Annotated in this window: 23 protein-coding genes; 6 read left to right on the top strand and 17 right to left on the bottom strand. The window is 58.3% G+C overall.

What is annotated here, in order from left to right:
- Nucleotides 1-15: 15 nt before the first annotated feature.
- The 3 genes from ABTV22_RS09265 to ABTV22_RS09255 all read right to left on the bottom strand — a co-directional run bounded on the left by ABTV22_RS09265 (nt 16) and on the right by ABTV22_RS09255 (nt 2,642).
- Complete coding sequence (locus ABTV22_RS09265; protein WP_433739576.1) at nt 16-753, bottom strand: S-methyl-5'-thioinosine phosphorylase; 738 nt, start codon at nt 751-753, stop codon at nt 16-18.
- Nucleotides 754-765: 12 nt separating this feature from the next.
- The gene (gene nagZ / locus ABTV22_RS09260) at nt 766-1,776 is read right to left on the bottom strand and encodes a beta-N-acetylhexosaminidase (protein WP_433739574.1); all 1,011 of its coding nucleotides are present in this window, start codon (nt 1,774-1,776) and stop codon (nt 766-768) included.
- A gap of 158 nt (nt 1,777-1,934) precedes the next feature.
- Nucleotides 1,935-2,642, bottom strand: coding sequence for a TetR/AcrR family transcriptional regulator (locus ABTV22_RS09255; RefSeq protein ID WP_175388277.1), 708 nt, complete (start codon nt 2,640-2,642; stop codon nt 1,935-1,937).
- A 229-nt stretch (nt 2,643-2,871) separates the two neighbouring features.
- On the opposite strand from ABTV22_RS09255, the gene lexA reads away from it, so the two are divergent.
- Together lexA and sulA are read left to right on the top strand one after the other, a co-directional pair.
- Complete coding sequence (gene lexA, locus ABTV22_RS09250; protein ID WP_433739572.1) at nt 2,872-3,480, top strand: transcriptional repressor LexA; 609 nt, start codon at nt 2,872-2,874, stop codon at nt 3,478-3,480.
- Nucleotides 3,481-3,490: 10 nt separating this feature from the next.
- A complete protein-coding gene (gene sulA, locus ABTV22_RS09245) occupies nt 3,491-3,967 on the top strand; it encodes an SOS-induced cell division inhibitor SulA (RefSeq protein ID WP_433739570.1) in 477 nt (158 codons plus the stop codon).
- A gap of 89 nt (nt 3,968-4,056) precedes the next feature.
- On the opposite strand, the gene ABTV22_RS09240 is transcribed toward sulA, so the two are convergent.
- The 9 genes from ABTV22_RS09240 to ABTV22_RS09200 all read right to left on the bottom strand — a co-directional run bounded on the left by ABTV22_RS09240 (nt 4,057) and on the right by ABTV22_RS09200 (nt 14,215).
- On the bottom strand, nt 4,057-4,290 hold the full coding sequence (locus ABTV22_RS09240; protein WP_046041430.1) for a hypothetical protein: 234 nt from the start codon (nt 4,288-4,290) through the stop codon (nt 4,057-4,059).
- Nucleotides 4,291-4,435: 145 nt separating this feature from the next.
- Nucleotides 4,436-4,993 carry a LemA family protein gene (locus ABTV22_RS09235; RefSeq protein WP_433739568.1) on the bottom strand — a complete coding sequence of 186 codons (558 nt, stop codon included), beginning with the start codon at nt 4,991-4,993 and terminating at the stop codon, nt 4,436-4,438.
- Nucleotides 4,994-4,996: 3 nt separating this feature from the next.
- Nucleotides 4,997-6,031, bottom strand: a complete 1,035-nt coding sequence (locus tag ABTV22_RS09230; RefSeq protein WP_433739566.1) for a hypothetical protein — start codon at nt 6,029-6,031, stop codon at nt 4,997-4,999.
- A 48-nt stretch (nt 6,032-6,079) separates the two neighbouring features.
- Entirely contained in the window at nt 6,080-6,604 is a 525-nt protein-coding gene (locus ABTV22_RS09225; protein WP_433739564.1) for a DUF6586 family protein, read from the bottom strand.
- A 140-nt stretch (nt 6,605-6,744) separates the two neighbouring features.
- On the bottom strand, nt 6,745-9,372 hold the full coding sequence (topA, locus tag ABTV22_RS09220) for a type I DNA topoisomerase (RefSeq protein WP_433739562.1): 2,628 nt from the start codon (nt 9,370-9,372) through the stop codon (nt 6,745-6,747).
- Between the two features lie 114 nt (nt 9,373-9,486).
- Nucleotides 9,487-9,723, bottom strand: a complete 237-nt coding sequence (locus ABTV22_RS09215; RefSeq protein ID WP_007986363.1) for a DUF1653 domain-containing protein — start codon at nt 9,721-9,723, stop codon at nt 9,487-9,489.
- A gap of 98 nt (nt 9,724-9,821) precedes the next feature.
- Nucleotides 9,822-10,997: an acetyl-CoA C-acyltransferase FadA gene (gene fadA, locus ABTV22_RS09210; protein WP_433739560.1), complete on the bottom strand. Its 1,176-nt coding sequence runs from the start codon at nt 10,995-10,997 to the stop codon at nt 9,822-9,824.
- A gap of 29 nt (nt 10,998-11,026) precedes the next feature.
- Entirely contained in the window at nt 11,027-13,174 is a 2,148-nt protein-coding gene (fadB, locus tag ABTV22_RS09205; RefSeq protein ID WP_433739558.1) for a fatty acid oxidation complex subunit alpha FadB, read from the bottom strand.
- A gap of 603 nt (nt 13,175-13,777) precedes the next feature.
- On the bottom strand, nt 13,778-14,215 hold the full coding sequence (locus ABTV22_RS09200) for a hypothetical protein (RefSeq protein WP_433739556.1): 438 nt from the start codon (nt 14,213-14,215) through the stop codon (nt 13,778-13,780).
- Between the two features lie 104 nt (nt 14,216-14,319).
- On the opposite strand from ABTV22_RS09200, the gene ABTV22_RS09195 reads away from it, so the two are divergent.
- Nucleotides 14,320-14,760, top strand: a complete 441-nt coding sequence (locus ABTV22_RS09195; protein ID WP_433739554.1) for a universal stress protein — start codon at nt 14,320-14,322, stop codon at nt 14,758-14,760.
- A gap of 152 nt (nt 14,761-14,912) precedes the next feature.
- On the opposite strand, the gene ABTV22_RS09190 is transcribed toward ABTV22_RS09195, so the two are convergent.
- Complete coding sequence (locus tag ABTV22_RS09190) at nt 14,913-16,832, bottom strand: ATP-binding cassette domain-containing protein (protein WP_433739552.1); 1,920 nt, start codon at nt 16,830-16,832, stop codon at nt 14,913-14,915.
- A gap of 212 nt (nt 16,833-17,044) precedes the next feature.
- Between ABTV22_RS09190 and ABTV22_RS09185 the strand changes: the two genes are divergently transcribed.
- On the top strand, nt 17,045-18,973 hold the full coding sequence (locus tag ABTV22_RS09185) for a transglycosylase SLT domain-containing protein (protein ID WP_433739550.1): 1,929 nt from the start codon (nt 17,045-17,047) through the stop codon (nt 18,971-18,973).
- A 153-nt stretch (nt 18,974-19,126) separates the two neighbouring features.
- Here ABTV22_RS09185 and ABTV22_RS09180 read toward each other — a convergent pair whose 3' ends face one another.
- Nucleotides 19,127-20,905: an ABC transporter transmembrane domain-containing protein gene (locus ABTV22_RS09180; RefSeq protein WP_433739548.1), complete on the bottom strand. Its 1,779-nt coding sequence runs from the start codon at nt 20,903-20,905 to the stop codon at nt 19,127-19,129.
- A 260-nt stretch (nt 20,906-21,165) separates the two neighbouring features.
- Between ABTV22_RS09180 and ABTV22_RS09175 the strand changes: the two genes are divergently transcribed.
- Complete coding sequence (locus ABTV22_RS09175; RefSeq protein WP_433739546.1) at nt 21,166-21,345, top strand: PA1571 family protein; 180 nt, start codon at nt 21,166-21,168, stop codon at nt 21,343-21,345.
- A 171-nt stretch (nt 21,346-21,516) separates the two neighbouring features.
- Here ABTV22_RS09175 and pdxB read toward each other — a convergent pair whose 3' ends face one another.
- Nucleotides 21,517-22,659: a 4-phosphoerythronate dehydrogenase PdxB gene (gene pdxB / locus ABTV22_RS09170; RefSeq protein WP_433739544.1), complete on the bottom strand. Its 1,143-nt coding sequence runs from the start codon at nt 22,657-22,659 to the stop codon at nt 21,517-21,519.
- A gap of 263 nt (nt 22,660-22,922) precedes the next feature.
- Here pdxB and ABTV22_RS09165 point away from each other — a divergent pair, with 263 nt between their 5' ends.
- The gene (locus ABTV22_RS09165) at nt 22,923-24,332 is read left to right on the top strand and encodes an MATE family efflux transporter (RefSeq protein WP_433739542.1); all 1,410 of its coding nucleotides are present in this window, start codon (nt 22,923-22,925) and stop codon (nt 24,330-24,332) included.
- Nucleotides 24,333-24,453: 121 nt separating this feature from the next.
- Here ABTV22_RS09165 and tusA read toward each other — a convergent pair whose 3' ends face one another.
- Together tusA and rlmM are read right to left on the bottom strand one after the other, a co-directional pair.
- Entirely contained in the window at nt 24,454-24,705 is a 252-nt protein-coding gene (gene tusA / locus ABTV22_RS09160; RefSeq protein ID WP_433739540.1) for a sulfurtransferase TusA, read from the bottom strand.
- Nucleotides 24,706-24,880: 175 nt separating this feature from the next.
- Nucleotides 24,881-25,954, bottom strand: coding sequence for a 23S rRNA (cytidine(2498)-2'-O)-methyltransferase RlmM (gene rlmM / locus ABTV22_RS09155; RefSeq protein WP_433739538.1), 1,074 nt, complete (start codon nt 25,952-25,954; stop codon nt 24,881-24,883).
- Nucleotides 25,955-25,995 lie beyond the last annotated feature (41 nt).

The following is a 25,995-nucleotide window of genomic DNA, read 5'->3' as shown; positions in this document are numbered from 1 at the left end:
GGTTCAAAACCTGGCTCAGCCCTTGAGCACCCGCGCCAACGTCGACTTCACCTTGCCCATCCCATCATGCAACGCCTGTTCGATCTCGGCCATGGTAATCACCGCCGTCGATTTGCCTGCCGCCGGATTCACCACCAGCGCCAGGCAGGCGTAATCCAGCTCCAGCTCCCGGGCCAATGCCGCCTCCGGCATTCCGGTCATGCCGACGATGTCGCAACCGTCGCGTTCCAGGCGGGCGATCTCGGCGACAGTTTCCAGGCGTGGCCCCTGAGTACAGGCATAGACGCCGTGTGAGCTGTAACCAACGCCTTCAGCCGCCAGCGCCGCGATCAATTGCTGACGCAACGACTCGCTGTAGGGGTAGCTGAAATCGATGTGCGTCACCTGTTCCAGATCGTCGGCAAAATAAGTGTGCTGGCGACCGCTGGTGTAGTCGATCAACTGATGAGGCACGCAGAAATGTCCGGTCCCCATCGCGGCATGAATTCCACCCACAGCGTTCACCGCGAGAATCGCCTCGGCGCCGGCCTGCTTCAGCGCCCAGAGGTTGGCGCGGTAGTTCACCTGGTGCGGCGGAAAACGGTGTGGATGGCCGTGACGGGCAAGGAACAAGACTTCCTTGCCAGCGTACTCGCCGATCTGCACGTCGGCCGAGGGGGCACCATAAGGCGTGTCGACCGCCAACGACTGACGAATGCTCAGACCTTCCAGTTGAGTCAGACCGGTACCACCGATAATCGCGTAAACCGTCATAACGAACAGTCCTTAATCAATCAATTGAGCTTCTTTGAGCGCGCCGACGGCAGCCAGCCAGCGCGGATCTTGACGGTAATCGGTACTGGCAAACGACTGCCCGCGCATCCGCGCGATGCGTGCCGACGGCTTGACCTTCAAGCGCTGAGCGGCACTCAGGGCCAGTTCGGCGGCCGCGCGGTCGTTGCACACCAGGCCCATGTCGCAACCTGCGGTCAGTGCGGCCTCGATGCGACTGGCGGCATCGCCCACCACGTGAGCACCGGCCATGGACAAGTCATCGCTGAAAATCACACCGTCAAATTGCAGCTCACCACGCAGGATGTCCTGCAACCAGCGGCGAGAGAAGCCGGCAGGCTGGGCGTCGACTTGCGGATAGATCACGTGGGCCGGCATGACTGCCGCCAGTTGCTTACTCAATCTGGCGAACGGCACCAGGTCATTGGCGCGGATTTCGTCGAGACTACGCTCGTCATTCGGGATTGCCACGTGGGAATCCGCCTCAGCCCAACCATGCCCGGGGAAATGCTTGCCGGTGGCAGCCATGCCGGCGCTGTTCATGCCGCGAATGAACGCACCGGCCAACAGCGCGGCACGCTCGGGATCGCCTTCGAACGAGCGGGTACCCACCACAGCGCTACGCTGGTAATCGAGGTCCAGGACCGGAGCAAAGCTCAAATCCAGACCAACAGCCAACACCTCAGTGGCCATGATCCAGCCGCACTGCTCGGCCAGGTATTCGGCATTGGGGTTGTCGGCAATGGCACGCATGGCCGGCAGCCGCACAAAGCCCTGACGCAGGCGCTGAACCCGCCCGCCTTCCTGATCGACCGCCAGCAAAAGATCGGGGCGAACGGCACGGATCGCCGCGCTCAATTCGCGCACCTGACGCGGATGCTCGATATTGCGCGCAAAAATGATCAGGCCGCCCACTTCGGGTTGGCGCAACAATTGGCGATCTTCGGCCGTCAGCCAGGTACCGGCGACGTCCACCATCAACGAGCCTTGCAGGCCAGCAGTCATAGAGATTCCTTGATTACGATAAACCCGACACGCAAAAATTCGCCGCCGTGGGCAGTGCCCGGCAGAATGGCGATTTCAATGGGAGTCGGATTCAGAACGAAAGTCGGCATGGGCGGCTAGCTTAACGGATGTCAGCTGCCGCGCCCACCCGTGAGCGGTCAAACCTTGGCGGCAACCGGTGTCGACTTGCTGCGCGGACGCAGTTGCGCGGTGGCCATGGCCGTGTCGGTGACGCCGGTTTCGGCACGCATGCCGGCCGCGAGGAACGGCACCATCAAACGCATGACTTGTTCGATGGACGTGTTCACCCCGAAATCGGTTTCGGCAATCGCACGCAAGGCTTTGATACCGGACATGCTGAACGCGGCCGCACCCAGCATGAAGTGCACGCGCCAGAACAGTTCGATGGGTGGAATACGGGGGGCAGCTTCGTTGACCAACATCATGTAGCGACGGAACACCTTGCCGTACATGTCTTCCAGATAACGACGCAAATGCCCCTGGCTCTGGCTGAAAGCCAGCCCCAGCAATCGCATGAAGATAGACAGATCGTTACCACTGCGCGGCTGCACCACCAACGCCTGCTCGACGAGGATTTCCAGCAGCTCTTCGAGCGTGGGCTTGATTTCAGGCTTGGCCTGGCGTCGCTCCAGCTCCTTGTCGAGACTGATGCAGAACGGCCCGAGAAAACGCGAAAAGACCGCTTGAATCAGCGCCTTTTTTGACCCGAAGTGATAGTTCACCGCCGCCAGATTGACGCCGGCCTTGCTGGTGATCAGACGCAACGAGGTTTCAGCGAAACCTTTTTCCGCGAACAATTGCTCGGCAGCATCAAGAATGCGTTCAACGGTTTCCGACTGGGCCATGGCTACTCCGCCTGACAAACACTTGTTTGAAACATACGTTTCAGCCTGTGCCTTGTCAAGTCTGGCAGTCCGTTTTGCGAATGGTCGGTCAGACATTTAATCATACAACTGCAAAGCTTCAATCATAAGGAGGATCGACCGTCTGGCGGACTGCAAAAAAACGGGCATTGCCAAGACGCTTTCACTGTATATAATCCCAGTCACTGTATAAAAAAACAGAGCGATCAATATGCTAAAGCTGACGCCACGCCAAGCCGAGATTCTGGCCTTCATCAAACGATGCCTGGAAGACAACGGCTACCCGCCGACCCGCGCGGAAATCGCTCAGGAATTGGGTTTCAAATCGCCTAACGCGGCAGAAGAGCACCTCAAGGCGCTGGCCCGCAAGGGCGCAATCGAGATGACGCCCGGTGCTTCCCGCGGCATTCGCATCCCCGGCTTCGAAGCCAAGGCCGATGACACCAGCCTGCCCATTATTGGCCGAGTGGCAGCCGGTGCACCGATCCTCGCCCAGCAGCACGTAGAAGAGTCCTGCAACATCAATCCATCATTCTTTCATCCGCGCGCCGACTACCTGCTACGAGTGCACGGCATGAGCATGAAGGATGTTGGCATTTTCGATGGCGACCTGCTGGCCGTGCATACCACCCGCGAGGCGCGTAATGGCCAAATCGTGGTTGCCCGGATCGGCGACGAAGTGACCGTCAAACGTTTCAAGCGTGATGGCAGCAAAGTCTGGCTGATTGCCGAAAACCCTGAATTTGCCCCTATCGAAGTGAACCTTAAAGATCAGGAACTGGTGATCGAAGGCTTGAGTGTCGGCGTCATTCGCCGCTAAAGGAGGCTTTATGCAGTTCCCACACACATCACAGCAAGCCCAACTGCCGTTGCTGTTCGAGGCATTCCTCGCGCAACCGATGGCACCGATTCTGAATGAAGTGGTCGAGTCGCCCTGGAGCGCCGAACCCGAGGTCTTCAGTGAGTTGTCTCTGCGTGGTGCAGCCGGGAACTGCTTGAACCTTCTGGCGCCAATCCTCAGGGAGCTGAGCCAGGACCAGGATGCGCGCTGGCTGACATTGATTGCCCCACCCGCCAGCCTCACCCAGGCCTGGCTGAGGGACGCCGGCCTGAATCGCGAACGCATCCTGCTGCTGCAACCGCGCGGCACCCAGAGCGCCCAGCAACTGACCTGCGAAGCCCTTCGACTCGGACGCAGTCACACTGTCGTCAGTTGGCTCAACCCGCTAAGCACAGCCTCGCGGCAACAGCTCATCGGCGCCGCCCGGACCGGGGATGCACAAAGCTTGAATATTCGATTGGGTTAACAGGTACGACGCGCGCTGCACCGTGCAAGGCTTCTCCAAGGATGAGAAGCCGATCTACAGAAGAGCTCGAAAAAAGCGACAGACGGGTATCAATGAAGAACCCGCGACCCCTCTTCCTTGTCGAATTCACCCTCAACCAGGCGTCCGGCCATCTGAACGCCGACGCTCAACATCGCTTTGGCGACTTCAACGTGCTGGCCTTGCAGAAACGCTTTGGCGTCCTCGGAGAAATCCAAAGTAACCAGAGAACCCTCGTCCTCAGCCCTGCGCAGCTCGATACGGCCGTCTGGTAACTCGACAATTTCTAGAAAGGACGTTGGCATAAAGGTCTGTTCTCCACGAAAGGCCGGGATTATATAGGCATCGGCCAAGCTTCGCTCGGGATCTTGAGGAACGGTAATCAACCAGCCGTAACAAGAAATCTCCTGCGATCACTCCCAGCCCGACGCACCTACCGTTCCATACCTTTCAAAAATTCGGCTTGTACTCAAAGGCCGTTGAGGCTTGGGAGTCGGAAAATGGAACGATCACCGACTTTTTGTTAAAGCAGCTGTTAACGAAGGAGTTAGGAAACATCTGAATGGAGTTATTGAACTCCTCTACCGCGCCATTGAAGATCGTGATGGCTGCACCGATATTTTCTTGCTGCTCGGTTATTTCCCGCATGAAGCTGTTAACCAGCTCGCTGGACTTGAGCTCTGGGTAAGCCTCAAATGCCACGGTCAATCCTGCTATCAAATCCCGAGTCCCTTTCTGCACCGGCGCGAGAGCATCACCATTGGCTTCTTGTGGCAACTTTCCAATGGCCGAGCGCAGCCCCGTGATCTTTTCCAGCAGCGCGCCTTCGTACTCTTTGAAACTCATGACTTGCTGCTCAAGCAAATCAAGCACCCTGGTTTTCTGACGCTCATAGACAAGGACATCGGCCCAGGCTCGTTGAGCCCGGTTATGACGCCCAATGATGCGGTTGTAACAGATCCAGAAGAAGAACCCGACTATCGCCGCGATAACCAATAGCAATCCCATCACTTAATGCTCCATGCTTTTCAAAGATTTGGGTGGAAGTGCAAAGTTGTCGTCATGCAGCTCAGCCAGGCGATGCACCCACGAAAGTAAAAGATCCAGGCGAGGCATACGAATCCCCGCCTCAACATGCCGCTCCAAGGCCTGCAAATCATTGAAGCCATCGGTTGCGGCTGATGCCAATAACTCGGGGTCGCTGAAACCAAGGCACAGACGGCCCTGCTCTGAGAATTCAAGATTGACAGCACTGAGTTGCTGACGAAGTTGCAGGAGATGCAGCACAGTCGCAGGCTTTGCAAAAACAGCGCAGGCCATCCGGGTCGCCCCTGTCAGGCAAAAAGCCTTGTTGAATTCATTGGAGGCTGTATCCAGTGACTCCTCAAGATCCACAGCCCGATGCTGGTCGCCGCGCACGGCCACATTTCTGACCCAAGGAAAATCAAGCACCAGACTGAAACGGGAAAATTCAAGATCTCGTGTTCTGGTTTCTTCCTTGGTACCACCCGCGCCATCCGGCACGTTGACCATATAGGTTTCCCGATCAACGTATTGCAAGCTCTGATAGCTGAAGGACAACTCATGAACTGCACCCGGGTAAACGCCCTGCACGGTTCTCATGATCGTCCGGCTATAGGAACCCCTGCGGAAATCCTTGAACTCACCAGCCAAACTCTCGAGCACCTTCACGTCGGGCTTGAAACGTTCCGTCAACCCATGGGTAAACAACGATGATTTGTGGACGATGCCTCTGGAAAGCGCCTCGATCGCACCCGATCTGTTCTCCATCACCAGCCAGCCACCTATCAAGAAGGCAATGCCCAGCACGATGAACGGCACAAAAAGGAATGTCGCGACTACCAAAGCCAAACCAACATACACAAACAACTTTGGGGTCGAGTTGTCGTACGCCAGCGCGCCGCCAAATGACCTTAATTGCTTGATCACATCAAGCAAATCAGCCGCGTTTGTGGCCGCCTCGACACGAGCGCCACATTGCTCAATCAGCTGGCGCAGTTTTTTGTTGTGCAAAACCGTCGGCATACTTCATCCCTGAAGAGCTAAAAAGCAGATTCCGATATCTTTATGCGCTTAGCACTCGTTCAAACCTTCGCGAAACCGAATTGCCAGACTCTTGAGGTTCTGACGCCAGCTCTCCAGCTCCTCTCGACTCAGCTCTTGAGGTGCCTCTACTTCATCCAGGTTTACGGCCTGAATCAGCGGTTGCGTCACGTCACCCTTGGGTTTGTGCGGCACCCGCGGTGGTTGAAACAGCGCGGTATGAGCCGCCAGCAGCTTGGCCAGCCAGGTTTCCGGGTTATTGGCCAGCTCGACCATCTCGGCCATTTCAGGAATCGCGATGCTTTCCAGTACTTCGCGAGTCAACAGCGATTCGGCCCGGGACGCATTGGCCTGAGGCAAGCGATAAAAACCGGCGATTTCATGGCACAGCCCCAGCAGCGCCCCGTACAGGTGAAACAATGCCGATTCGCGGCCAGCCTGAATCAGCGCCAGGGAATTCATCGCCCGCCCCTCTTCGGCCCTGGCGAGTGCTTCCAACGACAGGCCAGCGAAATAAATCTTCTGATTGGTGCGGGTATAAAGTTCGTGGGCCATGACGGCAGCCTCCACAACGAAATGATGCTTCACGCAGGTCTGACAGTGTCGTGGATCACCCGACTCGACCGCAAGCCCAAAACAAAAAGGCCGCATGAAAACCCGAAGGTTTCCATGCGGCCTTTTCTGTTCAGGACCTGTCAGGACTTCGCGGCGGGACGCTTGTCTTCAACGGTCCACTTGCCACCATCGTAATACGCTTTCCAGCCTGTCGGCTTACCGTCGACTTCCGACTGTACGTATTGCTCTTTGGTCTTGCGGCTGTAACGGATCACGGCTGGAAGACCGTCCGGATCTTTCTTCGGTGCTTCGCACAGGAAGTGGTACTTCGGATCGATCTCATCCTTGTGCGGGATGATCTCCATCACCAACGGAGCACGGGTCTCGCGGTTTTTCGGGAACTGGCTGGCCGCCAGGAACAGGCCGGAAGCCCCGTCGCGCAGGATGTAGGTGTCGTTGACCTTTTCGCATTTCAGCTCAGGCATCTTCACCGGATCCATCTTCGGCGGCGCCGCATCACCACTTTTCAGCAGTTTGCGGGTGTTCTTGCAAGTCGCGTTGGTGCAACCGAAGAACTTGCCGAAACGACCCGTCTTGAGCTGCATCTCGCTGCCACATTTGTCGCATTCCAGGCTCGGACCTTCATAGCCCTTGATGCGATACACACCCTCTTCGATTTCGTAGCCATCGCAATCCGGGTTGTTACCGCAGATGTGCAGCTTGCGCTTCTCATCCAGCAGGTAAGCGTCCATCGCCGTGCTGCAGATTGGGCAGCGATGCTTGCCACGCAGCACCAGCGACTCCGACTCACCCTCGTCGTCCGCGGCGATTTCATCGCCCGGCACCAGGTTGACGGTGGCCTTGCAGCGTTCTTTGGGCGGCAGGCTGTAGCCCGAGCAACCGAGGAACACACCGGTGGATGCAGTACGAATCTGCATCGGGCGGCCGCAGGTTGTGCACGGAATATCGGTCATCACCGGCTGATTGGCACGCATGCCGTTGTCCGGACTCTCGGCCACTTCGAGTTTTTTCTTAAAGTCGCCATAGAACTCGTCGAGTACGTTTTTCCAGTCGCGCTCGCCCTGCGCTACGTCATCGAGATGCTCTTCCATACCGGCAGTGAAGCCGTAGTCCATCAGGTTGGAGAAGCTCTCGGACAGACGCTCGGTGACGATGTCGCCCATCTTTTCCGAATAGAAACGACGGTTGTGCAGCGCCACGTAGCCGCGATCCTGGATGGTGGAAATGATCGCCGCGTAGGTCGAAGGACGACCGATGCCGCGCTTTTCCATTTCCTTGACCAGGCTGGCTTCCGAGTAACGCGCCGGCGGCTTGGTGAAGTGCTGGGTCGGATCAAGCTTGATCAGCTTCATCGCGTCGCCTTGGGCCATGTCCGGCAATACATCATCATCCCCAGGCTTGGCGATTTGCGGCATGACACGGGTGTAACCGTCGAACTTGAGGATACGGCCCTTGGCGCGCAGCTCGAAGTCGCCGGCACCAACGGTGACAGTGGTCGACAGGTATTGCGCCGGCAGCATCTGGCAAGCGAGGAACTGGCGCCAGATCAGCTCGTACAGCCGCTCTGCGTCGCGCTCCATGCCCGACAGCTTGCTTGGCTCGGTGTTGGCGTCAGACGGACGAATCGCTTCGTGAGCCTCTTGTGCGCCTTCTTTGCTGCTGTAGACGTTCGGGGTGTCCGGCAGGTACTTCTTGCCGAACTCGCCTTCAATATAGGTACGCGCCATCGCCACGGCATCGGCCGAGAGGTTGGTGGAGTCGGTACGCATATAGGTGATGTAGCCTGCTTCATACAGACGCTGGGCCATCATCATGGTCTTCTTCACACCGAAGCCCAGGCGGTTACTCGCGGCCTGCTGCAGGGTGGAGGTGATAAACGGTGCCGATGGCTTGCTGCTGGTCGGCTTGTCTTCACGCTTGACGATGCTGTAGCTGGAAGCCTTGAGCTTCTCCAGCGCGGCCATGGCCTGGGCTTCGTTCAACGGCTTGAAGGCCTCGCCTTTCTCGCGAGCGACGTCGAAACGTACGGTGGCGCCTTTGGCTGTGCCCAGGTCAGCGTGGACTTCCCAGTATTCTTCCGGGATGAACGCGCGGATTTCACGCTCACGCTCGACCACCAGCTTTACGGCTACCGATTGCACACGGCCAGCAGACAGGCCACGTGCGATCTTGGCCCACAGCAGTGGCGAAACCATGTATCCCACCACGCGGTCGAGGAAACGACGCGCCTGTTGGGCGTTGACACGGTCGATGTCCAGCTCGCCTGGCTGGGAGAACGCTTCCTGGATCGCCTTCTTGGTGATTTCGTTGAACACCACGCGCTTGTAGCGGCTGTCATCACCACCGATGGCTTCGCGCAGGTGCCAGGCAATGGCTTCCCCCTCGCGGTCCAAGTCGGTTGCGAGATAGATGGTGTCAGCATCTTTGGCGAGCCGGCGCAGCTCTTCGATGACCTTTTCCTTGCCCGGAAGGATCTCATACTTGGCTTTCCAGCCATGATCGGGATCGACCCCCATGCGAGCGACCAGCTGCTTGCGCGCCTTTTCTTTCGGCGACAGTGCCGGCGCTTCACCTGCAGCAGCCTTGCCGCGCTTGGCGGCTGGCTCTTTGCTGGCGCTAGCCGAACCGCTGGTGGGCAGGTCTCGGATATGGCCGATACTCGACTTCACCACGTATTCGTTGCCCAAATACTTGTTGATGGTCTTGGCCTTAGCCGGGGATTCCACAATGACCAGCGATTTGCCCATGGATCAGAAAATTCCTGAATTCTAGAAGTGAAAGGCGGTTGGCGCCTGACGCGGCACCGCTATATATAGTGGCAACAAGGTGAGGTCAAGCGCAGGGTTATGCGCGCACTCAGCTTATGGCTTGGTAAAAAGGCTCTCTTCGGCTTGCACCAAAGCAAAGCGTGGGACCTGTTCGCCGTCAACTTCGACCGACTCCAGGAACATGCTCAAGGGACGCACCCAAAAGCCGTAATCGCCATACAGGGCTTGGTAAAAGACCACTTCTTCCTCGGTTTCCGAATGCCGCGCGACACTGAACACACGGTACTGCGGCCCTTTGTAGTGTTGGTAGAGCCCAGGTTGTATCGGCATGCTTCGGCCCTCACTCAAATTTTTTCAAAATAAAAACAAAATAAATCCGGAAAAACAAAAACCGGGGCACTTGGCCCCGGCTTCCGTCAACGAAACGCTTAAACGCGTTCGAAGACGGTGGAGATGCCTTGGCCGAGACCAATGCACATGGTGGCTACCCCGAAGGTGCCGCCATTTTGCTTCATCACATTGAGCAAAGTGCCGGAGATACGGGCACCTGAGCAACCGAACGGGTGACCCAGGGCGATCGCGCCGCCGTGCAGGTTAACCTTCTCGTTCATCTTGTCGAGCACTTTCAGATCTTTCAACACCGGCAGGGCCTGTGCGGCGAAAGCTTCGTTGAGCTCAAAGAAGTCGATATCGTTGATGCCAAGACCCGCGCGCTTCAATGCTTTTTGTGTGGCCGGTACTGGACCATAGCCCATGATCGCCGGATCCACACCTGCCACCGCCATCGAGCGAATCACCGCCATAGGCTGGATGCCCAGGTCCTGTGCACGTTGCGCCGACATCACGATCATGCACGAAGCACCGTCGGTGATCTGCGACGAAGTACCGGCAGTCACGGTACCGCCCTTCGGGTTAAACGCTGGCTTCAAAGTCGCCAGGCTTTCCAGGGTGGTTTCCGGACGAATGGTTTCGTCGTAGTCGAACAGTTTCAGGAAACCATTCTCATCGTAGCCTTGCATCGGGATGATTTCGTCTTTGAACTTGCCTTCCACGGTCGCCTTGTGAGCGAGTTGGTGGGAGCGCATGCCGAAAGCGTCCTGTTGCTCACGAGTGATGCCGTGCATTTTACCCAGCATCTCAGCGGTCAGACCCATCATGCCCGAGGCTTTCGCCGCGTACAGGGACATGTGCGGGTTCGGATCGACACCGTGCATCATGCTCACGTGCCCCATGTGCTCGACGCCGCCGACGACGAATACGTCACCGTTGCCGGTCATGATCGCTTGCGCGGCGGTGTGCAGCGCACTCATCGACGAGCCACACAGACGGCTGACGGTCTGGCCGGCCGAAGTATGCGGGATCTGGGTCATCAGCGACGCCATGCGCGCGATGTTCCAACCCTGCTCGAGGGTCTGGTTCACGCAGCCCCAGATCACGTCCTCGACTTCGTTCGGGTCAACCTTGACGTTACGTTCCAGCAGTTTGCTGATCAGGTGCGCGGACATGTCTTCAGCGCGGGTGTTACGGTGCATGCCGCCCTTGGAGCGGCCCATCGGAGTACGACCGAAGTCGACAATCACGACGTCTCTAGGATTCAAGCTCATAAGTTCACTCTCACTCTAGTTGGGGGCGCTTAACCGAAGAAGCTCTGACCGTTTTTGGCCATTTCACGCAGCTTCGCGGTCGGGTGGTACAGCGCGCCCAAATCAGCGTACTGGTCAGCCAGGGCAACGAACGCTGCAACACCGATCGAATCGATGTAACGCAGCGCACCGCCACGGAATGGAGGGAAACCGATACCGTAGACCAGACCCATGTCGGCTTCGGCAGCAGTTTCAACGATGCCATCTTCCAGGCAACGCACGGTTTCCAGGCACAGCGGGATCATCATCCAGTTGATGATGTCTTCGTCAGTGACTTCGCGCTGTTCAAAGACGATTGGCTTGAGCACTTCCAGCACCGACGGATCGGCGACTTTCTTCTGCTTGCCGCGCTTGTCGGTCTCGTAGGCGTAGAAGCCCTTGCCGTTCTTCTGGCCCAGGCGCTTGGCTTCGTAGAGCACGTCCACAGCCGAACGGCGGTCGTCTTTCATACGCTCCGGGAAGCCTTCAGCCATCACGTCACGACCGTGGTGACCGGTGTCGATGCCGACCACGTCCATCAGGTAGGCCGGGCCCATTGGCCAGCCGAATTTTTCCATGACCTTGTCGATACGGACGAAGTCCACACCGGCGCTGACCAGCTTGGCGAAACCGCCGAAGTACGGGAACAGTACGCGGTTGACCAGGAAGCCTGGGCAGTCGTTGACCACAATCGGGTTCTTGCCCATTTTCTTGGCGTAGGCAACGGTGGTGGCAACTGCCAGCTCGCTGGACTTCTCGCCACGGATCACTTCCACCAGCGGCATCATGTGCACCGGGTTGAAGAAGTGCATGCCGACGAAGTTTTCCGGGTGCTTGAGCGCCTTGGCCAGCAAGCTGATGGAAATGGTCGAGGTGTTCGAGGCCAGGATGGTGCCTTCTTTGACCTGAGCTTCGACTTCGGCCAGAACGGCTTGCTTGACCTTCGGGTTCTCGACGACCGCTTCAACCACCAGGTCGACGTGACCGAAGTCACCGTAGGACAGGGTTGGACGAATGCCGTTGAGCACTTCTGCCATTTTCGCGGCGGTCATGCGGCCTTTATCAACGCGACCAACCAGCAGTTTGGCGGCTTCGGCCAGACCCTGCTCGATACCGTGCTCGTTGATGTCCTTCATCAGGATCGGCGTGCCTTTGGAAGCCGACTGATAGGCAATGCCACCCCCCATGATGCCGGCACCCAATACAGCAGCCTGCTTCACGTCTTTGGCGATTTCGTCGTACGCCTTGGCCTTTTTCTTCAGCTCCTGATCGTTCAGGAACAGACCCACCAGGCTCTGCGCAGCAGAGGTCTTGGCCAGTTTCACGAAACCTGCCGCTTCGACTTCCAGCGCCTTGTCACGACCGAAGTTCGCGGCCTTCTGGATAGTCTTGATGGCTTCAACCGGGGCCGGGTAGTTCGGGCCAGCCTGGCCAGCCACAAAACCTTTGGCGGTTTCGAAAGCCATCATTTGTTCGATAGCGTTCAGCTTGAGTTTTTCGAGCTTCGGCTGACGCTTGGCTTTGTAATCAAACTCACCGGAATTGGCGCGCTTGATCAGTTCCAGCGCAGCATCCTGCAGCTTTTCAGGGGCTACCACGGCATCGACGGCACCGACTTTCAGCGCGTCTTCAGGACGGTTTTCCTTGCCGGCGGCAATCCACTCGATGGCATTGTCAGCACCGATCAGGCGCGGCAGGCGCACGGTACCGCCAAAGCCCGGGTAGATGCCCAGCTTGACTTCCGGCAGGCCGATCTTGGCCTTGGTGGACATGACGCGGTAGTCCGCCGCCAGGCACATTTCCAGACCGCCACCCAATGCGATGCCATTGATCGCGGCAACAGTCGGGACATTGAGGTCTTCGAAATCGCTGAAAATCCTGTTGGCTTCGAGGTTGCCAGCCACAAGCTCTGCATCCGGCAGCTTGAAATTGTCGACAAATTCGGTGATGTCGGCGCCAACGATGAACACGTCCTTGCCACTGCTGACGATCACACCCTTGATCGAAGCATCTGCCTTGATGGTGTCTACAGCCTGACGCAATTCGTTCAGGGTTAGACGGTTGAACTTGTTGACGGACTCACCCTTGAGGTCGAACTTCAGTTCGACGATGCCACTTTCAAGAGCCTTAACCGTGATGGCTTTACCTTCGTAAATCATCAACTGATCTCCACGATATGGAAGCTGAACAGTACACGTCGGACGCAGGCGAATGGCTGGGCAGGGACGTCAATCGTCGATGCTACGCCTATCCACCTGGCACACCCGCCAACGCGATCGTCGGGATTCTGTAGGAGCGCTGTGTAAACAAACGCTCAATTCATACGCCCGTTTGATTTGGGTACGCCACCTTCACGGAATTTCCGACAATTGTCAATCGCCCAAAATGCGGGCTGAAACGCGACTTTGCGGTCATTTCTGTAGGACGAAGGACTGCAACACGCAACTGCATGTCGAGACATTCATAGGATTAATCATTAGAAAAGTCGCCCTAAATCGCTTCAGCTTTTGTTTAACAGGCTATGCTGGCGAAACCTCAGGGAAAATGTGAATGCATTTGGCGAATGCCAAGCAATCAGCCCAAACCGAATTACCGGCCTGCCTGGCCAATCCCCGCCCGATGCTGTTGTCGGGCTTTTTATTGCCTGCAAAAAACAGGCTGACTTTTGTAGGAGCTGCCGAAGGCTGCGATTTTTTGATTTTGTTTTTAAAAATCAACGTCAAAAGATCGCAGCCTCCGGCAGCTCCTACGGGGATCGGGTTTCAGGCGAGGGCTTTGAGGGTGGCGTCGATGTGTTGCAACACCTCGGCTTCGCCCTTCTCCCCCCAATACAAAGCGATCATTTGCTTGTCGGCTTCGACCTTGTAAACATTGCTTGGCAATTTTTCGAAATGATTGAGCAGCGCGCGATCGTCACAGATTTCCTGCCACTGGTTCACCCACAGCCCCGGAGATTTTTGCCAGTAACTCCAGCAGGCAGGCTGGCTGCCGCGTCGCGGCCGATGGTACTGCGCGCAAGGGTTTGGCGGCTCCTGAGCGAGCCAGTGCGGCCACTCCTGAGGTGCCAATTGCATGGCCAACCCGATGCGTCGAGCCTCCATGCGCAGAGCCATACGGCCGCTCTGGTGGCGGGACGGTCGCAACCATGCCAGGGGGCTGAGCACCACCAACAGGATTGACACCACTATCCAGACCGTCATATCTGTACTCCCGATTTTGAATGAGCGCATTCGATCACTTTGGAACCAATGCGCTTGAAACCAGCCATACTTACCAATATTGCGTTCCTCAGGAGGAGCACCTCATGCCCTACAACCATATTCTGGTCGCTGTAGATCTAACCGAAGAGTGCGACCCTGTAATCCACCGCGCTCGTGAACTCTCGGTGAGCAACGGTGCGAAATTGTCCCTGGTGCACATTGTCGAGCCGATGGCCATGGCCTTTGGTGGTGATGTGCCGATGGACCTGTCACAACTGCAACAACAGCAGTTCGATCAGGCCAAGGAACGACTCGACCGGTTGATCTTGAAGTATCCGGAGCTTTCCAAGGAGTACAGCCATCTGACCTACGGTCAGCCACGCCAGGAGATTCACCACCTGGCCAAGGAGCAAGGTTGCGACATGATCGTGGTAGGCAGTCATGGCCGACATGGCCTGGCGCTGCTGCTGGGCTCTACCGCCAACGACGTACTGCACGGCGCACCTTGCGATGTACTGGCGGTGCGCCTGCAAAGCAAAAGCTGACAACACACATCCTGCGTAGGAGCTGGCGTAGGCTGCGATCTTTTGATCTTGCTTGTGACAATCAAAGTCAAAAGATCGCAGCCTTCGGCAGCTCCTACAAAAAAGCCCGACACTCGAGCAATCGATGTCGGGCTTTTTCATGGTCGGATCAATCAGGCATCCAGCTCGGCCCAACGCTCAACCATTACATCGAGTTCAGCCTGCAACTGCGACAGCTGAGCGATCACCGCGGCGGTTTCGGCAGCCGGGCGCAGGTAGAAACCAGCATCTGCCATCTGCGCCTCAACAGCAGCAATCTGCTGCTCCATCGCTTCGATCTGGCCCGGTAACGCTTCCAGCTCGCGCTGCAACTTGTAGCTGAGTTTCTTCTTGGCAACCGGTGCTTCGACCGCCGCCGCGACAGGCGCAGGCTCGGCCTTGACCACAGCGGAGTTCAGGTCGGCCTTGCCGGACTTGCTCTCGGTCACACCCAGCAAGCGCGGCGAGCCGCCCTGACGCAACCAGTCCTGGTAACCGCCGACGTATTCGCGGACCTTGCCTTCGCCCTCGAATACCAGGGTGCTGGTTACCACGTTGTCGAGGAATGCCCGGTCGTGGCTGACCATCAGCACGGTGCCACTGAAGGTCAACAGGACCTCTTCAAGCAGTTCGAGGGTTTCGACGTCGAGGTCGTTGGTCGGTTCGTCGAGGACCAGCAGGTTCGCCGGTTTGCTGAACAACCTGGCCAGCAACAGACGGGCGCGCTCGCCGCCGGACAGCGCCTTGACCGGTGTGCGGGCACGCTGCGGGCTGAACAGGAAGTCGCCCAGGTAGCTCAATACGTGGCGGCTCTGGCCATCGATCTCGATGAAGTCGCGACCTTCGGCGACGTTGTCGATCACGGTCTTTTCCAGGTCCAGTTGATGGCGCAACTGGTCGAAGTAGGCGACGTCGATTTTCGTGCCCTCTTCCACCTTGCCGCTGGTGGGTTGCAAACCGCTGAGCATGAGTTTCAGGAGCGTGGTCTTGCCGGTACCGTTGGCGCCCAGCAGACCGATACGGTCGCCGCGCTGCAACACCATGGAGAAATCCTTGATCAGGAACGGGCCACCTGGATGCGCAAAACTCACGTTATCCAGCACCATGACCTGTTTGCCGGACTTCTCGGCGGTTTCCAGCTGGATATTGGCCTTGCCAGTGCGCTCGCGACGCTCGCTGCGCTCCACGCGCAGTGCTTTCAAAGCACGTACGCGGCCTTCGTTACGGGTACGTCGGGCCTTGATGCCCTGGCGAATCCATACTTCTTCCTGGGCAAGACGCTTGTCGAACAACGCGTTGGCGGTTTCTTCGGCCGCCAGTGCGGCTTCTTTATGCACCAGGAAACCGGCGTAGTCGCCATTCCAGTCGATCAGACCACCACGATCCAGTTCAAGAATGCGGGTCGCGAGGTTTTGCAGGAAGGAACGGTCGTGGGTAATGAACAGCACGGCGCCCTGGAAATCCTTGAGGGCTTCTTCGAGCCAGGCGATTGCACCGATGTCCAAGTGGTTGGTCGGTTCGTCGAGCAGCAACAGATCCGGCTCAGACACCAGGGCCTGGGCCAGCAGGACACGACGACGCCAGCCGCCGGACAATTCGGCGAGGGTCTTGTCGGCCGGCAACTGCAGACGGCTGAGTGTACTGTCGACCAGGGTTTGCAAACGCCAGCCATCGCGGGCTTCGAGGTCGTGCTGGACGTGCATCAGTTTGTCCAGGTCGGCGTCGGTAACGATGTTCTGACTCAAGTGGTGATATTCGGCCAGCAAGGCACCGACACCGTCGAGGCCTTCGGCCACTACGTCGAACACTGTCCGCTCGTCGGCTACCGGCAATTCTTGCGGCAATTCGCCGATCTTGAGGCCGGGTGTACGCCAAACGGAGCCGTCATCGGGCTTCTGGTCGCCCTTGACGAGCTTCATCATGCTGGACTTGCCAGTGCCGTTGCGGCCGATGATGCACACCCGCTCTCCACGGGCGATCTGCCAGGACACCTTGTCCAACAACGGCATAGCGCCGAAAGCAAGGGACACATCGCTGAATTTGAGCAGGGTCATGAGCTTCTCCAAAAACCGGGCGCGCATTCTACCTGAATCGAGGCTTCAGAAGGCCGGCAATTTCACTGTCGAAGCACTCTGCACCACAAATGTTGCGAACTGATGCAGACAGGTCCGCAAACCTTTCACCCACTGCTGGCAAAAGGCTAAGCTACGGATAATTCAGTGTGGCATCGCCAGCACTTGTCATGATTTCTCTGTCCGGACGTCTCATGCGCAGTCGCCTTCTCAAGCTTTTGTCCTGTTTTTTACTCTCTGCCGCTGCCGCTCAATCCGCACAGGCGGTGGACCTGTCCACCCAACGCCAATATTACGATGAAGCCAAGCGCGCGCTGGCCAAGGGCGATACCGGCCCTTACTTCCGTTACAGCCAAGCTTTGGCTGACTATCCGCTGGAGCCTTATCTGGCGTATGACGAGCTGACCGCGCGCCTGAAAACCGCGAGCAACGCCGAAATCGAAAAATTCCTCGCCGAACACGGTGACCTGCCGCAAGCCAACTGGATGAAACTGCGTTGGTTGCGCTGGCTGGCCGATCGCGGTGATTGGGCAACCTTCGTCAAGTACTACGACCCTAAGATGAACTTCACTGAACTGGACTGCCTGAACGCGCAGTATCAGATCAGCCACAACCTCAAGTCCGAAGGTTACGCCAACGCCAACAAGCTCTGGCTGACTGGAAAATCCCAACCCGAAGCCTGCGACGCACTGTTCGGCATGTGGGCCGCCGAAGGACAGTTGACCGAGCAGAAACGCTGGGAACGCGCCAAGCTCGCCGCCCAGGCACGCAACTATCCGCTGGCCAATAGCCTGGTCAACGGTTTGACCACCCTCGCCCCCCGCGGTCGCCTGCTGGTCGATGTGGCGCAAAAGCCCGAACTACTCAATCAGCCATCGCGCTTTACGCCAGCCGACGAGCCGATGTCGGACATCGTCAGTCTTGGCTTGCGTCGCTTCGCCCGCCAGGAGCCGGACAGGGCTATGGCACTGCTGGATGGCTATGCCAGCAGCATGCATTTCTCCCGAGACGAGAAAGTGGCCATCGCCCGGGAAATCGGTCTGACCCTCGCACGCCGTTTCGACAGCCGCGCGCTGGATGTAATGACCAAGTACGACCCTGAATTACGCGATAACACCGTGTCCGAATGGCGTTTGCGCTTGCTGCTGCGCCTGGCCCGCTGGGACGACGCTTATCAACTGACCCGCCGCCTGCCCCAGGATCTGGCCACCACCAACCGCTGGCGCTATTGGCAGGCCCGCAGCCTGGAACTGGCGCAACCGCGGAATCCGGAAGCGCAAACCCTCTATAAAAGCCTGGCTCGCGAGCGCGACTTCTATGGCTTCCTCGCCGCCGACCGCTCACAGTCACCTTATTCACTGGTCAACAAACCCTTGGTACTGAGCCAGGCGACCATCAACAAGGTGCGCAACACCCCAGGCATACGCCGCGCCCTGGAATTCCATGCCCGCGGGCAGATTGTCGATGGTCGCCGCGAGTGGTACCACGTCAGCCGCCACTTCAGCCGTGACGAGATGGTTGCCCAGGCAAAACTGGCCTATGACCTGAAATGGTATTTCCCGGCGATCCGCACCATCAGCCAGGCACAGTATTGGGACGACCTGGATATCCGTTTCCCGATGGCCCACCGCAATACGCTGGTGCGTGAAGCCAAGAACCGCGGCCTGCATTCGAGCTGGGTATTCGCCATCACCCGCCAGGAAAGCGCCTTCATGGACGACGCCCGCTCCGGTGTCGGTGCATCGGGCCTGATGCAACTGATGCCCGCTACCGCCAAGGAAACCTCACGCAAGTTCAGCATCCCGTATGCCTCGCCGCAGCAGCTGTTCGACCCGGACAAAAACATCCAGCTCGGCGCCGCTTACCTGAGCCAGGTCCACAGCCAGTTCAACGGCAATCGCGTCCTCGCCTCCGCCGCCTACAACGCCGGCCCCGGTCGCGTGCGCCAATGGCTGCGGGGCGCGGATCACTTGAGCTTCGACGTGTGGGTGGAAAGCATCCCGTTCGACGAAACCCGCCAATATGTACAGAACGTGCTGTCTTACTCGGTGATCTACGGGCAGAAGCTCAATTCACCGCAACCGCTGGTAGATTGGCATGAGCGCTACTTCGACGATCAATAACCCGGTTATGTAGGAGCTGCCGCAGGCTGCGATCTTTTGATCTTGAAAATGCCCGCATCGATTGATGCGGGCATTTTTGTTTGCGGCTTAAAGATCGCAGCCTCGTTTCACTCGACAGCTCCTACACAGTTCCTGCGCAGCCCCACACAACTGCTACAAGTGAAGATCGAGTTCGGTCTTGCCGTCACTGAACTGCAACGCCGCCAACCGCGCATATAGCGCATTGCTGGCAATCAACTCCTGATGCGTCCCCACCGCCACCAGTTTGCCTTGATCCATCACCGCGATACGGTCGGCGTTTTTGACCGTCGCCAGGCGATGGGCGATGACCAGGGTGGTGCGGTTTTTCATGAGGCTCGGCAGGGCCTGCTGGATCAGGTGTTCGCTCTGGGCGTCCAGGGCACTGGTGGCTTCGTCGAGCAACAGGATGGGCGCATCCACCAGCAGCGCCCGGGCGATGGCCAGCCGCTGGCGTTGACCGCCGGACAAACCGAGGCCGCCGTCCCCCAAATGAGTCTGGTAACCATTGGGCATGGCTTCGATAAAGTCGTGGGCGTAGGCAATTTTTGCGGCTTCCTGAACTTCGGCCAACGTTGCCGTCGGGTTACCGTAGCGAATGTTGTCTTCGATGCTGCCGAAAAACAGCGCGGGGGTTTGCGAGACCAGGGCGAAGCAGCGGCGCAGGTCCAACGGGTCAAGCCTTGTCAGTGGCACGCCATCGAGCAGGATACGGCCTTCGGCGGGGTCGTAGAAGCGCAACAACAAGTCATATACCGTCGATTTGCCGGCACCGGACGGGCCGACCAATGCCAGGGTTTCTCCCGCCCTGACCGTCAAGCTCAAGCCATCGACGGCATAGCTTTCGGGGCGTGACGGGTAGGAAAAACGCACGTTTTGCAGCAGCAAATCACCCTTCACCCTCGCGGGCAATTTCACCAAATCCGTGGCGGGAGGAAGGATGATGTTTTCCGAGCGCAGCAGTTCGGCAATCCGTTCCGCCGCACCTGCCGCACGCTGTAATTCGCCAATCACCTCGCTCAAGGTGCCGAACGCACTGCCGACGATCAGGCTATAGAAGACAAACGCGGCCAACTCCCCCGCGGAAATCCGCCCGGCAATCACATCCATGCCGCCCACCCAGAGCATGACCCCCACGGCCCCCAGCACCAATACGATCACCAGGGTAATCAGCCAGGCCCGCTGAAAAATACGCTTACGGGCTGTATTGAATGCGTCTTCCACCGTCACGGCAAAACGCCGCTCGTCCTGCTCCTGATGGTTGTAGGCCTGCACGGTCTTGATCTGGCCGAGGGTTTCGGAAACGTAACTGCCGATATCGGCGATCCGGTCCTGGCTCAGGCGCGACAGGTTACGCACACGACGACCGAAGATCAGGATCGGTGCGATCACCAATGGCAAGGCAACCACCACAATGCTGGTGAGTTTGGGGTTGGTGATGAACAGCAGCACGATCCCGCCAATCACCATCAGCAGATTGCGCAGGAACAACGACAACGAAGAACCGATCACCGATTGCAGCAGCGTGGTATCAGCGGTCAGCCGTGACTGTATCTCAGAGCTGCGGTTGTTTTCATAGAACCCCGGATGCAGATAGATCAGGTGGTTGAATACTTGGCGACGGATGTCCGCAACACAGCGCTCGCCGATCCAAGACACCAGGTAAAACCGTGCAAACGTGCCAATCGCCAGACCGATGACCAGCAGCATGAACAAGCCGATGGATTGGTTGAGCAGGTGCGGCGACTGAGTCATGAAACCCTGATCCACCAACAAACGGATGCCTTGCCCCATGGACAAGGTAATGCCCGCCGTGACAATCAATGCGAGCAAGGCACCCAACGCGTGCCAACGATATGGCGCGATAAAACGGCTGGCCAGGCGAATCGCACGACGATGTCGGATAGTGAGCATTGGCATCATCCAGAGCGGAGCAATTGACAGGTTCACCCTACACCGCTCAATGGGGTGGAACTTGGTAAATCACAATGAGTCAGGTTAATTATGACCGCCAACAATAGACCCTAGACGCTATTGGTCTAAAGTGCGGGTGGCAACGTCGCGGCATTTCTGGTGGACTGGTGTTACCGCCATGAAACGATCGCAGGGAGATGTCACAGCCTGGTCAACTGGCGGTTCTACAGTAGGCACACAACCTGAAGAGGAGACAGGCCATGTCCTTGCAAAACAGCAGCGAAGTCACGGTTCCAGTGATCCGCCCGAAACGAGATCAGTCTCTGGGTTGCTCGATCGTCGATGAAAAGGGCCGCGAAGTACCAATCACTGAAGACATGATCCAGACCGCTTGCCGGGAGCTGGAAGAACGATTGGTCAAGCCTGCCGAACAAAAGTGATATAGCCACCGTCTTCTTGACCCGGCCCTTAGTTGGCCGGGTTTTTTATTGCCCGGAATCTACTCGGCTTTTTGTGTAGGAGCTGCCGAAGGCTGCGATCTTTTGATTTTGTTTTCCAAGATCAAACGATCGCAGCCTTCGGCAGCTCCTACAGGGTGCGGCGAAAACTGTTTAGATGGCAGTAGCGCCGAGGGCCGCCACAATTTGGCGCAACACCGGGGACTCGCCTTCTATCCGCACCTTCAAACCATCGATCTCACGCCGCGACGGGTAGTTCTTGCGCAATGCATCGAACGCCGCTCGCTGCTCGCTGACGCTACCGACAAGACTGCGACGAAAGTCCGCATCGTCACGACGCGGGTCGTACACCCCACGGCACAACATCGCCAGCGCCCAGGCCGGATCGCTTTCGGCGCTCAAGGTCACATGCGACAGCCACGGTGCCGGCAGCAGATCGTTCAAACTGACCCGGGCCGGTTGCCCGATAAAATTGCAGTACGCCTCATAGATTTGCGCCGTGCCACGCTGCTTGCCATCCAGGCTATACCCGGCAATGTGTGGCGTTGCCAGCACACACAGCTCGGCCAACGCCACATCAACCTCCGGCTCGCCTTCCCAGACATCCAGCACGGCTTGCAGGTCTTCACGCTCCAGCAAGACATCGCGCAACGCTGCGTTATTGACCACCGGACCGCGACTGGCGTTGATCAGCCAAGTGCCGGGCTTGAGTTGATTCAGGCGTTTTTCATCAAACAGGTGCCAGGTCGATAGCGGGCCTTTCTTGGTCAATGGCGTGTGTAGACTGATCACATCGCACTGCTCGACGATGTCCTCAAGACTCACAAAATCACCGCCCTCAGCGGCTTGGCGTGGCGGATCGCAAACCAATACCTTCCAGCCCAAGCCTTGCAGAACCTTGACCAGTCGACCACCCACCTCGCCCGCACCAACCACACCGTAAGTTCGTCCCGTCAGGTCGACACCTTCGATTTCAGCCAGGGTCAGCAGACTGCCAAGCACATAGTCGACCACGCCCCGGGCATTGCAGCCCGGTGCGCTGGACCAGGTGATGCCGGCCTGCTGAAAGTAATCCAGGTCCAGGTGATCGGTGCCGATGGTGCAGGTGCCGACAAATCGAACCTTGCTGCCGTCGAGCAGTGCGCGGTTGACGTTGGTCACCGAGCGCACCAGCAGTACGTCGGCCTGTTCGACAGTGGCGCGGTCGATGGAACGCCCCGGCACTCGGCGTATTTCGCCGAAGCCCTCAAAAAAGGCTTCAAGCAGGGGAATATTTTCATCGGCAACAATCAGCATGGCAGGCTCCTTTGGCGGGTTGGCAGTGTAGGCGCAGTTCGTGCCCCGCGCCTAGCGCGCCCTCTGTAGGAGCTGCCGCAGGCTGCGATCTTTTGATTTTGATTGTTAAAAACAAGATCAAAAGATCGCAGCCTGCGGCAGCTCCTACAAAAGATTTGCGTCGGGGCTGGTTTACAAATCCCCAACACAGTCTTTTCCTGACCGTTGCGTCAAAGCGTAGAATGCGTCGCCTTGCGCATCAAAACCCTCTGGACGCTTCGCCTGTGAATTCTGTGACTGACACGACTGCCACTACCGCCCAACCTCGTACGACACCGGTTCGCCAGGAACTCAAAGGCCTGCTGGGGCTGGCGTTGCCGATCATGATCGCGCAACTGGCCACCACCGCCATGGGCTTTGTCGATGCCGTCATGGCTGGCCGTGTCAGCCCGAAGGACCTGGCTTCGGTGGCCCTGGGCAATTCGATCTGGATTCCGGTCTACCTGCTGATGTCCGGCGTTTTGCTGGCCACTACACCCAAGGTCGCCCAACGCTTTGGCGCTGCGCAGCTTGACGAGATCGCTCCACTGGTACGCCAGGCCCTGTGGCTGGCGCTGTGTGTCGGGCTGATGGGCAGCGGCCTGCTGCTCAGCGCCGAACCCATCCTGCACTGGATGAAAGTCGATCCGCAGTTGATCGAACCCAGTAAGGACTACCTGCACGGTATCGCCTTCGGTCTGCCGGGCATCGCTTTCTACTATGTACTGCGCTGCTACAGCGATGGCATGGGCCGCACCCGGCCGAGCATGGTCATCGGCCTGTGCGGCTTGCTGCTGAATATTCCACTGAACTATGCGCTGATCTATGGCCATTTCGGCATGCCCGCCTTGGGCGGTGTCGGGTGCGGCTGGGCCAGCGGCATCGTGATGTGGTTCATGGCACTGAGTATGGCCGGTTGGACCCGTTGGGCGCCCTTCTATGCCCGAGCCCGTGTGCTGGTGCGATTCGATCGCCCGCATTGGGCCGTGATCAAGCGTCTGGTGGGCATCGGCCTGCCGATCGGTATTGCCGTGTTCGCCGAGTCCAGCATCTTCGCGGTCATCGCCCTGTTGATTGGCAGCCTCGGCTCCACGGTCGTCGCCGGACACCAAATTGCCCTGAACATCAGTTCGCTACTGTTCATGATTCCTTATTCCCTGGGCATGGCGGTAACGGTCCGAGTCGGCCAGGCACTGGGTGCAGGCAACCCTTGGCAGGCCCGTTTCGCGGCGAAGGTCGGTCTGGGCGCAGCACTGGTGTTTGCCGCGTTCTCGGCCAGCCTGATCATGTTGTTGCGCGAACCCATTGCTTCGATCTACACGCCCGACAAGACGGTGATCCAGATTGCGTCGATGCTGATTGTCTACGCAGCGCTGTATCAGTTCTCCGACGCCATCCAGGTGATCTGTGCTGGTGCGCTGCGTGGTTACCAGGACACTCGGGTGACGATGATCCTGACGCTGTTCGCCTACTGGGGCATCGGCTTGCCGGTGGGTTATGTGCTGGGGCTGACCGATTGGTTCGGTCCGGCCAGTGGCCCGAGTGGGCTGTGGGAAGGCTTGATCGCAGGCTTGAGCTGCGCGGCGCTGATGCTGTCGATCCGCTTGGCGCGCAGTGCGCGCAAACGCATTCGTATCAGCCAGTCGGCAGGTTGAACCGAGACAAAAACCTGTAGGAGCAAAGCTTGCTCGCGATAGCGGCGGTACATTCAACATCGATGCTGACTGGCCTGACGCTATCGCGAGCAAGCTTTGCTCCTACAGGTTTGCGTTGTCCTTAGCTGGACTTCTTGCGAATCCAATACAGGTAGGTGCCGGCTTCTTCGTGCTGCCCCACCAGTTCATGGTCGAGAAACACGCAGAACTTGGGGATGTCGCGGCGGGTCGACGGATCGGTGGCGATCACCTTGAGCAGGCCGCCGGGCACCAGGTCACGGATGTGCTGATGCAGCATCATCACTGGCTCCGGGCAGTTGAGACCGGTGGCGTCGAGGGTGCCGTCAACCGGCGTATCAAGCATTTCACTCATGATTTACTCCTGAAACTGGCCGGCATTGTCGCGCATTGCCGAGGCTCGGTCATCTGTCGTACATCGCCCGCGTAGGAGCGAGGCTTGCCCGCGAAGCTCGCGCCGCTGTGTATCTGTAGGACCGAGGTGCGACTTTCGCGGGCAAGCCAAGCTCCTACACAGGTTGAGACGTGCGTTAACGGGACTTGGGTTTCTTTACATCGAGTCGGCGAAGGTGGCAGGTCACTTCCTCACGGTCGTGATACAGCTGCTTGCAGCCGATCTCGACCTTGATGCCCCGTGCCTTGAAACCGTCGGCGATGCGCTCCAGCAGGCGCTTCACTTCGGCGTAACGCTGTTTCATCGGCAACTTGAGGTTAACCACAGCTTCGCGGCAATGCCCTTCGCCAATCCATTCTTCCAGCATGGCGGCGTTGCGCGCCGGTTTCTCGACGATGTCGCAGACCATCCAGTCCACCGGTTGCTTGGGCTTGAAGGTGAAACCGTCGGCCATCAAATGTTGCACCAGGCCGGTGTCCATCAGGCTTTCGGCCATCGGGCCGTTGTCGATGGCGGTCACCAGCATGCCGCGATTGACCAGTTGCCAAGTCCAGCCGCCCGGCGCCGCCCCGAGGTCGACGCCCGTCATGTCGCTGTGCAGACGCTCGTCCCACTGATCGCGCGGGATAAAGTGATGCCAGGCCTCCTCCAGCTTCAAGGTCGAGCGGCTCGGCGCCTCGCGGGGGAACTTCAAACGCGGGATGCCCATCGGCCACATCGCCGAGTTGCCCGATTCCGCCAGCCCGATGAACACTTCGCGACCACTCTTGAAGGTCAACAGCAGGCGCGGCTTGGTGGCGTCATCCACCAGTTTGCCGGCACCGGTCAGCGCCTTGCGCAACGGGCCTTCGAATTTCTTGCAGAAGTTCGACAGTTCCTTGCCGTCGTTGGTGTCGAGCACTTCCAGCCACAGGCTGCCGCAGGTCGGAAAGTCCGCCAGGTGCGCCAGAATCACACTGATGCGGTCGGTTTCCGGCAGGTCGATAAACATCCCCCGGGCCCATTGGCGCGGGAAGATCAACTGGTCGAAACGTTGACCGCCCATCAGACGTTCGGCGCCGCCGTCTTCGGTGCAGACAAACTCGGCGCAGGCGCTGGCAGGTTTGGCCTTGGCATAACCGGCCACGTTCAGCCGTGCGGCGAGGTCGGAAATCTCGGAACAGACTTCACCTTCGAAGCCCGGCCGGCAATGCATAAAGAGGGTATTCATTCTTACTCCTGGGCAGATGGCGAAGAATTCGGCCACTGCGC

This window comes from Pseudomonas putida (assembly GCF_050990305.1).
Classification (GTDB): Bacteria; Pseudomonadota; Gammaproteobacteria; order Pseudomonadales; family Pseudomonadaceae; genus Aquipseudomonas; species Aquipseudomonas putida_AH.
Note: the sequence above shows the minus strand (reverse complement) of the source record. Positions and strands in the feature narration are given on the sequence as shown.